Source organism: Faecalicoccus acidiformans (assembly GCF_014202635.1).
In the GTDB taxonomy this organism is placed as follows: Bacteria; Bacillota_I; Bacilli_A; order Erysipelotrichales; family Erysipelotrichaceae; genus Faecalicoccus; species Faecalicoccus acidiformans.
This window is the reverse complement of the sequence record NZ_JACHHD010000009.1, coordinates 78,085-87,228: the sequence shown is the minus strand read 5'-3', so window position 1 is coordinate 87,228 and position 9,144 is coordinate 78,085. Positions and strand designations below refer to the sequence as shown.

Annotated in this window: 8 protein-coding genes; 6 read left to right on the top strand and 2 right to left on the bottom strand. The window is 41.9% G+C overall.

Going from position 1 to position 9,144, the window contains the following annotated elements:
• The first annotated feature begins 131 nt into the window (after positions 1 to 131).
• The 3 genes from HNQ43_RS05515 (at position 132) to HNQ43_RS05505 (ending at position 4,679) form a co-directional block, all read left to right on the top strand.
• Positions 132 to 2,201 carry a U32 family peptidase gene (locus HNQ43_RS05515; RefSeq protein ID WP_183375581.1) on the top strand — a complete coding sequence of 690 codons (2,070 nt, stop codon included), beginning with the start codon at positions 132 to 134 and terminating at the stop codon, positions 2,199 to 2,201.
• A 78-nt stretch (positions 2,202 to 2,279) separates the two neighbouring features.
• Complete coding sequence (eno, locus tag HNQ43_RS05510; RefSeq protein ID WP_183375579.1) at positions 2,280 to 3,593, top strand: phosphopyruvate hydratase; 1,314 nt, start codon at positions 2,280 to 2,282, stop codon at positions 3,591 to 3,593.
• Between the two features lie 81 nt (positions 3,594 to 3,674).
• Positions 3,675 to 4,679, top strand: a complete 1,005-nt coding sequence (locus HNQ43_RS05505; protein ID WP_183375577.1) for a DUF7309 domain-containing protein — start codon at positions 3,675 to 3,677, stop codon at positions 4,677 to 4,679.
• A gap of 2 nt (positions 4,680 to 4,681) precedes the next feature.
• On the opposite strand, the gene HNQ43_RS05500 is transcribed toward HNQ43_RS05505, so the two are convergent.
• Positions 4,682 to 6,019, bottom strand: coding sequence for an MATE family efflux transporter (locus HNQ43_RS05500; RefSeq protein ID WP_183375575.1), 1,338 nt, complete (start codon positions 6,017 to 6,019; stop codon positions 4,682 to 4,684).
• Between the two features lie 42 nt (positions 6,020 to 6,061).
• On the opposite strand from HNQ43_RS05500, the gene HNQ43_RS05495 reads away from it, so the two are divergent.
• From HNQ43_RS05495 to HNQ43_RS05485, 3 genes are all read left to right on the top strand, one after another.
• On the top strand, positions 6,062 to 6,892 hold the full coding sequence (locus tag HNQ43_RS05495; RefSeq protein WP_183375573.1) for an HAD-IIB family hydrolase: 831 nt from the start codon (positions 6,062 to 6,064) through the stop codon (positions 6,890 to 6,892).
• Positions 6,879 to 7,871 (top strand): dipeptidase, encoded by a 993-nt coding sequence (locus tag HNQ43_RS05490; RefSeq protein WP_183375571.1) that lies wholly within the window; start codon positions 6,879 to 6,881, stop codon positions 7,869 to 7,871. Before HNQ43_RS05495 ends, HNQ43_RS05490 begins: the two co-directional genes overlap by 14 nt.
• A 162-nt stretch (positions 7,872 to 8,033) precedes the next feature.
• On the top strand, positions 8,034 to 8,318 hold the full coding sequence (locus HNQ43_RS05485) for an HU family DNA-binding protein (RefSeq protein WP_183375569.1): 285 nt from the start codon (positions 8,034 to 8,036) through the stop codon (positions 8,316 to 8,318).
• 31 nt (positions 8,319 to 8,349) lie between these two features.
• Here HNQ43_RS05485 and HNQ43_RS05480 read toward each other — a convergent pair whose 3' ends face one another.
• Positions 8,350 to 9,126 carry a hypothetical protein gene (locus tag HNQ43_RS05480; RefSeq protein WP_183375567.1) on the bottom strand — a complete coding sequence of 259 codons (777 nt, stop codon included), beginning with the start codon at positions 9,124 to 9,126 and terminating at the stop codon, positions 8,350 to 8,352.
• Between the last annotated feature and the right edge of the window lie 18 nt (positions 9,127 to 9,144).

The window sequence follows — 9,144 nt, the reverse complement described above, 5'->3', positions numbered from 1 at the left end:
AAAAAGGGGTCAATTCACAGACCCCTAAAATGGTCCCCTAGATTGACCCCTAAATAGACCCCCAAATTGAAGACCCCTAATTATTTTGGATACCCATGGAAACATGGCTTTTCTTTTTGTATACTAAAGGCATGAATTCTTTAGAAATTTTAGCTCCTGTGGGCAGTCCGGCCACCTTAGAGGCTGCTTTACAAGCCGGATGCGATGCGATTTATTGTGCATTGCCTACGTTTGGAGCACGGGCTTATGCCGATAATTTTACTTTAGAACAAATGAAGGAAGTTGTTCATCGATGTCACAGTTTGAATGTCAAAGTGCATGTGACGATGAATACCCTCTTGTTTGAAGACGAGATCGAAGCAGCTTACCAACAAGCGAAACAGTTATATGAAATCGGAGTAGATGCTTTGATCGTACAGGATCTAGGTCTGATTCATCTGTTGCATGAGCGATTACCGCAACTTTGTCTTCATGCATCGACGCAGCTTTCCATCACTCGACCAGATCAAATCGAGCAGTGCAAGAAGCTGGGTATCCGAAGAGTTGTTTTGGCAAGAGAATGTACGAAAGAACAAATCCAGGCATGCATCCGGACGGGGATTGAAGTGGAAGTTTTTGTACAGGGAGCCATCTGTATATCCTATAGCGGTCAATGTTTATTCAGTTCTCTAGTCTATGGGCGCAGCGGGAATCGCGGTTTATGTGCCCAGCCTTGTCGTATGCCTTATTTCTTGTATAAAGATGGGTCAAAGGTTGATTTTCCTGAATCCTATCTATTAAGTCCGAAAGACCTTTCTTTGATTGAGGAAGTGCAGACTTTACAAAAAATGGGAGTTTGCTCTGTCAAAATTGAAGGGCGGATGAAGAACCGAGAATATGTATATAAAAGTGTGGAATTAGTAAAAAAAGCCAGAGATGGAATCTTGTTGGATCTGGAAGATTGCAAAGAACTAAAAGCAGCATTCAATCGCGGGTTTACGAAGGGCCACTTTGATCAAAAACGAGGCCGCGAACTCATGAACATGGCTGCCGGGAATCATCAGGGTATTTCTGTTGGTAAAATCCTTGGTCAAAAAAAAGATCGAATCGAGATTGGTCTGACAGAGGTTTTGCGGCAAAACGACGGAATTCGCATTGTGGGGGCCAAAGAAGATTTTGGCTGTCGAGTCAACTATATTTATGATGCTTCAGGGAAACTTGTTTCGCATGGTTTGCCGGGTCAAAAAATAATGATCCCTGTTTTACAAAAGGTAAAAATTGGATCCATGGTATTGAAGACAGTGGATTCTCATCTTCAAAAACAAGTGGAAAAGATCGTTCAAGAAAAGAAACGAAAGCTCTCTGTGGATTGTCATTTGTCCTGTCAAGGGCCAGGACATCCTCTGGTCTGTCAGCTTTTTGATGGACAGGTACAAGTTGCTTGTGAGAGTGAAATTCCTGCTCAGCCAGCCAAAAAACGGCCGCTGTCCCAAGAAGATCTGGTCAAACAGTTTTCCCGAACGCAAGACACCTTTGTTCAAATTGATCATTTTACGTTTGATCTTCCAAAAGAAATCTTTTTTCCGTTATCGGTATTAAATCATTTACGCAAGTGCGCAGTCGATCTTTTGTATCAGGAAAAGACGAAAACAGGGCCTGTGATGGAAAAAGAATATCATGTGGATTGTGTTTCTTTGCCGCTGGAAGGGATCCAGATTCAAGAGGGGTTATCGAATACAAATCCAGAATTGGCAGATCTTAGATATAATGTGACCAACTCCTATGCTTTAGCATGCCTGGTAAAACTGGGGTATAAAGGGGCTATGGTCAGTTTGGAATGCTCGTTGGAGCAGACAAAAGCTTTGGTCGAGGCCTTCGAAAAGCGATATCGATCGCCAGCTCCAGTTTCTGTTTGGATCTATGGGAAAAGGCGTTTGATGCTGATGAATCATTGTGTGGTCAATACTGTTTGTAAAGATGGAAAACGACAGAATTGTGCGCTTTGTCACCGGCACCGATTTACGTTAAAAGGCAAAGATGGAAAGATGTATCGTCTGATGGGAGATGCGAAATGTCATATGGGAATCTTTGAATCGGAAGCATTTGACGCATTCGATCAGATACCAGAATACCGCCGGATGGGAATTCATCATTTTCATATTTTTTTCTTGGATGAAGAGCCTGGAAAAAGAGCAGAAATATGCCGTCGGATCGGGCTTTGAGACGGGACGTTCTTATTGAATCTGCAAGGCTAAAGTGGTATTATTTTTATAGCTTAAGGCGAAGGAGGATATTTAGATATGCCTATTATTGTTGATGTATATGCTCGTGAAGTATTAGACTCTCGTGGTAATCCGACAGTTGAAGTAGAAGTTACTACAGAATCTGGTGCTTATGGACGTGCAATGGTTCCAAGTGGTGCCAGTACAGGTGAAAGAGAAGCTTTGGAACTTCGTGATGGTGACAAGAGCCGTTATTTAGGAAAAGGAACAACAAAGGCTGTAAATAATGTCAACAACATTATCGCACCAAAAGTGATCGGTATGGATTGCCGTGATCAAGTTCTGATCGATAAAACAATGTTGGAATTGGATGGAACTCCATTCAAGAAAAACTTAGGAGCCAATGCGACATTGGGTGTTTCCATGGCGTGTGCTTTGGCTGCTGCTGATTTCTATGGTATGCCATTGTATAACTATTTTGGCGGATTCAATGCCAAAACAATGCCAGTGCCTATGTGCAACGTTATCAACGGTGGAAGCCATGCAGACTCTACAGTAGATTTCCAGGAATTCATGATCATGCCGGTTGGTGCTACATCAGAAAAGGAAGCTGTACGCATGGCTGCTGAAACATTCCATGCATTGAAAACCGTATTAAAGAAAAAAGGTTATAACACGAATGTAGGAGATGAAGGTGGATTCGCTCCTAGCTGTAAAGATGGAAACGAAGAACCATTGGAACTGTTAGTAGAAGCTATGGAAGCTGCCGGATACAAACCTGGTGAAGATATGTGCATCGCTATGGACGTTGCTGCCAGTGAATTCCATAACCACGAAACAGGTCTGTATGAATTGTCTAAATCAGGTCAAGGAACCAAGACAAGCGATGAAATGATCGATATGTATGCAGAATGGATTGAAAAATATCCAATCATCTCTATCGAAGATGGACTTGGAGAACGCGACTGGGATGGATGGAAGAAACTGACAGATCGTTTAGGCGACAAAGTTCAGTTAGTTGGAGACGACTTGTTCGTTACTAATCCTTCTATCTTACAGGAAGGTATCGAAAAGGGTATTGCCAATGCGATCTTGATCAAAGTTAACCAGATCGGTACATTGACAGAAACTTTCGATGCTATGGAATTAGCTAAAAAACACAACTACACTTGTGTTGTATCTCACCGTTCAGGAGAAACAGAAGATTCTACGATTGCAGATATCGCTGTTGGATTCAATGCTGGTCAGATCAAGACAGGTTCTCTGTCTCGTACAGACCGTATCGCAAAATACAACCGCTTGATGCGTATCGAAGATGAACTGAACCAGCGCGGAGCTAGTCAGATTGCCCAATACAAAGGAAAGAAATCTTTCTACAATTTGTATAAGTAATTGAGCATGAAGGCCTCAGAAATGAGGCCTTTTCTTTTTTTCCGATTTCCTCCATAATAAAGACCAAGGAGAATATTGTTTATGGCAATCGCAACATTAGAACAATGGAGAGATCTTTATGATTTGGCTGACCAGTTAAAAGAAAGAAAACCGTGGCAGCGGTTTGAAGATATTGATCTGATTCAGATCAAGCTTCCGGAGTATCGGGAAGCCTTTACCTGCAGTATCATGGGCAAACAAGAGTTTTGTCCGGGAATTAGCCTGCATTATGGGATAGAGGGATATTCGGACGTGGTGATGCTGATGGAATCGGGTGACTTTCCGGTTCCGTCAACTTATGTCATGGGAGATATTCACGCTTTGACTTGTTATTATGGAGATCAGGAAGAATTGGATGATGTTCAGATGCAACGTATTCAAGAGCTGGGACGTTCCTATCAAGGATCGATGGATTGGACATATTTCCTTAGTTTTGAGCCGCGCTATAGTCCGTCGGATCTATCTTTAGAAGAGGTGAAGCGGTGTACGCTTGTTTTTAAAGCCTTGATTCGTGTCCTGGATTGCCTTCAAGAAGAGCCTGAGAAATGGCCGGATTTTGAAAATAAGGAAATCTTAAGAGCGACGATATTGGATACAGGTGAAATGAGCATGGAATCCATCTTGATGCCGGAACCTTTTCCACGCTATAAGATGATCGAACTTCCGGAGGATTTAAAACAATCGCTGAAAGAAAAACCGATTGAAGATCTGGAACTGGCTCTGGATCTGAATTATTTGTTCGCTCCAGTTCATGATCCGGATTATGATCGTCCCCTGAATCCGCTGGTCTTGATGGCATACGATCTGCGAACAGATTTTATTGTGCATGCACATCTGTTAGCGCTCGAAGATGACGAAGTGGAATGTCTGATTGCCATGTTCATGGAACTGATTGAGGAAATTGGGCGTCCTGCCAAGCTCTATATTCGCAATCCTACGATTTATTATGCTTTAGAATCTTTATGCTATCAGATAGAAATCCCTATTCAAATCGATGCTTTAGAAGAACTTGACGAGATCTATGAACATCTTCGGGAGCGCATCTGAGGCTATAAATGCCGAATTGTATGGCGCATCGTCAAATAACAGGCGCTGCCGCCAATCAAATTCGAGATGGGTTCCGCCAAAAAGATGCCGAGGATCCCAACAGAAGGAATCAAAGGCAGTAACAGTGTCAATGGCAAGATGATCACGATCTTGCGAAACATCGAGAAGAAGATCGCAAATTTGGGTTTATTCAAACCCACAAATGTACCTTGTCCCACATACTGGCCTGCCATGAGGAAAATGCCAAAATAATACGTATGAAATAAGGGGATTCCGGTTTGGATCAAAATCGGATCCTGATTAAAGACAGACAAGATCTGCCCTGGGAACAGAAACAAGATGCCCCAGGCAATCAAAAGGTAGAAAAAAACCATCTTAGAAGTAAAACGGACGGTTTCGTGGATACGAGATATGCATCCTGCCCCCAGGTTATATCCAATGATGGGCTCAACAGCCCCATTCATAGCTTCCAGCGGTAAAAAGAGCACATCGCGAACAGAATTTAAAATCGTCATGATCCCGATATAAAGATCGCCGCCATAATAGCCTAAAGAGGCATTGATAACCATGCTGACAAAAGCGTTGGAACCAGTGGCGATAAATCCTGCAAGACCGAGAGACAAAATCTTAAAGTCGATTTTGAAATCGAGTGTTCGATGCAGATTGACAAGAGGCAGCTGATTTTTCTTTCCCGTTAAAAACGCAAGAACCCACAGAAAAGAACAGAATTGGGACAGAACTGTCGCAATGGCTGCGCCTTGAATGCCCATGTTCAATCCAAAGATGAAAATAGGATCTAAGATAATGTTGATGATGGCCCCTAAACATACGGTCATCATTCCCAGCCGGGCATATCCTTGCAGATTTAAAAAACCGTTCATACCGGCGCTGATCATTAAAAAAGGAGTCCCTAACAAATAAATGGACAAATAACTTTGCGCATAAGGCAAGGTAGCTTCACTGGCTCCCAATGCCATCAGAATCGGCCTTTGAAAAGTTTCCAGGATACAAGCTAAGATCAGTGAGGTAAAGATCAATCCGATCAAGGTGTTTCCTAAGATCTGCTTGGCATGATCTTCCTGTTTTTTTCCGCGGGCAATCGAGCATAGAGGAGCTCCGCCTAATCCCCACAGATTGGTAAAGGCGGTAATCAATGTGATCAAAGGGAAACAGAGTCCAAGGCCAGTCAGAGCCATAGCGCTGGATGTATCCATGTGACCGATATAAAGACGGTCGACCAGATTGTAGGCGACCTGTACAAATTGTGCTAACATTAAAGGAAGTCCCAGGCGCAGAATATGGGAAGAGATGCTGCCTTGGGAAAAATCACCAGTGTTCATAATTTTAAGTGTATCACTTTTATCTAGAATCGGAGGATTTTTATGCAATGGATCGTTGTATGTGATTTAGATGGGTCTTTGATGCCGCCCAGTTCAGGTCTTAGAGTATCACAAGAGGTAGAGAAACGATTGATCCGCCTTCAGGAAAAAGGGCATGTTGTGATCTTGAACAGTGCCCGGATCTTTCAAGGGGTATATCCTTTGGCCAGACAGATCCAAATGGATCGCTTTGGAGGATATGTGATTTCAGCCAATGGATGTCATGTCTATGATATGGCAAAAGAAGAAGTTGTTCTTACCAAGCGGATCAAAAAAGAAGAAGCGTTTTATCTATGGGAAGTTGCTAATCAAATGGGGTTGGGATTGGGCTTTTCTCAGCCGGACTACTTTGTTTGTAATCGCATGAGTGAAGGATTCAGCCTGGATCAGAAGAATTGTGAAGTAGATTATATCATTACTGAGAATCCTGAAAAATATTGCCAAAATGAGATCGTAAAATGTGCGGTATCACAAACCGAAGAAAAACTTGTTGAACTGAGTGATCGATTCTGTCGGGAAGTTAACGAACACACTCACATGGAAGTGATCAAAAGTACGCCGCTTTTGTATGATATGATCCAGAAAGGAGTTTCCAAACATAAGACGCTGGAAGAGCTGATGAAAAGGCATGGATGGACTTGGAATCAGGTGACAGCCATTGGGGATGGGATCAGTGATCTGGAAACTTTACGGATGGCTGGGTATTCTGCCAGCTTAGAAAGTGCGAAAAAAGAATGTCAAACAGTTGCCGATATCGTTGTCCCTTCCTGTTTCGAGGATGGATGTGTCGTTTGGCTGGATCGTTTGTTGGAGGAAACGCATGTTTTTGATTGATATGCATTGTGATACGATTCTTTCTCTTTGGGAGCAGGGGGAGAATGCCTCCTTGCGAAAGAATGGTTTGAGTGTAGATATAGAGAAAATGGAACAAGGACATGTACTGGTGCAAAATTTCGCCTTGTTTACGCATCGCAAAGAAGAAGCGATCCCGGAAAAAAGAACGATGGATCTGATGGATCGTTATTGGAGCGAGTTAGAACGAAATGCGGACCGTCTAGCGCCTGTTCTCTGTTTTGAAGATATTGAAAAGAATGCTCGAAATCATAAGATTTCTTGTCTTTTGACATTGGAAGATGGCGGGGTGGTCTTTGATGATCTGGCCATGCTTCGAAATTATTACCGGTTGGGCGTTCGTATGATTGCCCTGACTTGGAACTATCCGAATGGGATAGGGTATCCGAATCTATCGATGGACGATTTTACGGACTATAAACAGGCTAGCTTGTTGCAGAAAGTGGATAACGAAAACGGATTGACAGAATTTGGGATTCGCTATGTAAAAGAGATGGAACGGCTGGGCATGATTGTGGATGTCAGTCATTTATCGGATGCCGGGTTTTGGGATGTCGTACATCATGCGACCAAGCCCTTTGTGGCATCCCATTCCAATGCGCGCACCATCTGTCCGGTTGCCCGTAACTTAGATGATGATATGATTCGTGCTTTAGATCAAAAGGGTGGAGTCATGGGATTGAACTTTTGCGGAGATTTTCTAGAAACCCATGCTGCTGCCAATGGCCCCAGTCGGGTTGAGGCTATGGTTCGCCATATCCTGTACATACGGGATATAGCGAGTATCAATTGCATTGGTATTGGAACGGATTTCGATGGAATCCATTCGGATTTAGAGATTCCAAGTTCGGCTCATATGTGGAAGCTGCAGGAAGCGTTGCGGAAGGCAGGCTTGCCGCAAGAAGATATCGAGAAGGTTTTTTATAGAAATGTTTTGCGCGTTTATGAAGAAACATTGTAGATGCAAAGAAATAATGTGTGGTAAAGATGTAACATAACTTCAAGAATTGTCAGTTAATTTATTTTTATACAAGTAAAGTACAATAATTTAATTATATTATTGAAAAATCAAGTGTTTAAATTTAATATAATAGCGGTTATCAATCGATAGGAAGGAGAATGTATGTCTTTATCAATCAACCGAAAGGATCTGGAGGCTCGATTTAGCGAGGAATTTCATGTTTCCAAAGCTACTGCTAACGAATACATTCAATTTGTGTTCGATCAGATTACAGATGTCTTAAAAGAAGATGGCCAAGTTGATATTTATGGATTTGGACGCTTTTCTGTAACGCACCGTAAAGGTAGAATTGGAATCAATCCTTCTACAGGTGAAAAGATGGAAATCTTGCCGACGAGAAATGTGAAGTTTAAATCAAGCAAGTCGCTAAAAGACATATTGAAATAATAAAAAACAGCTAAAAGCTGTTTTTATTATGCTATTTTACGTATTGTTTCAAAAAATCAAAATGAGAAGGGGCGAAAGGGAAGCCGTGGGATAAGATTTCCTTGATTGTCTTTTCTGAATCAAAGACAATGCATCCGCAAAAACGCGGCTTCAGTTGAAAACAATAGACAGAAAGATATTTTTTTAAGGTGTAGCTGTAAGAATGGATGACTTTCTGCGTATTGTTGATTGCTACGTCGGCATAGCTCGCCACCCATGTTAAATTATCGTCTGGGAACAATTCCAAAAAAGAATGATCGATGAGTTGATCAAGGGGCAATTCTTCAATCTGCACCATTTGTTTATTGCAGTAGCGGAAAAAGAAGTCGACACCGTTTCCTTGTTCGTTGAAGACGATCTCAATCACGCTAAAACCGATAGGGCAATCATCTAAAATGTGTAAATGAGAAAGGACAGGATTTTCTAAATCGGCTTTGTTGATGTTGGTCTGCCATTCGTCATTGAATGTTTTTTGATCGCTGGAAAGGCGAGAACGGCCTTCGAAACATTTATTATCGATCATCGTATAGTTGTTTCCTTTGATATCAATTACATAACGGCTGTTGATATAGATGCCTTTGTTGATATTGATGAAATGTGAGCTGCCTAAGGATGTGATGATCGTCTTAGCTGGAATATAGGTTTTTACGACTTTTCCGTTAAACAGATAAAGACAGGTTTTGGAATCTTGTCGAATGATATATTTAATATTTTCTTCCAAGATGTGATTCTTTTTAAAGAATCGTTCCATTTTTTCGGGTGATGCCATTTTTCGCCTCCTTTCAAA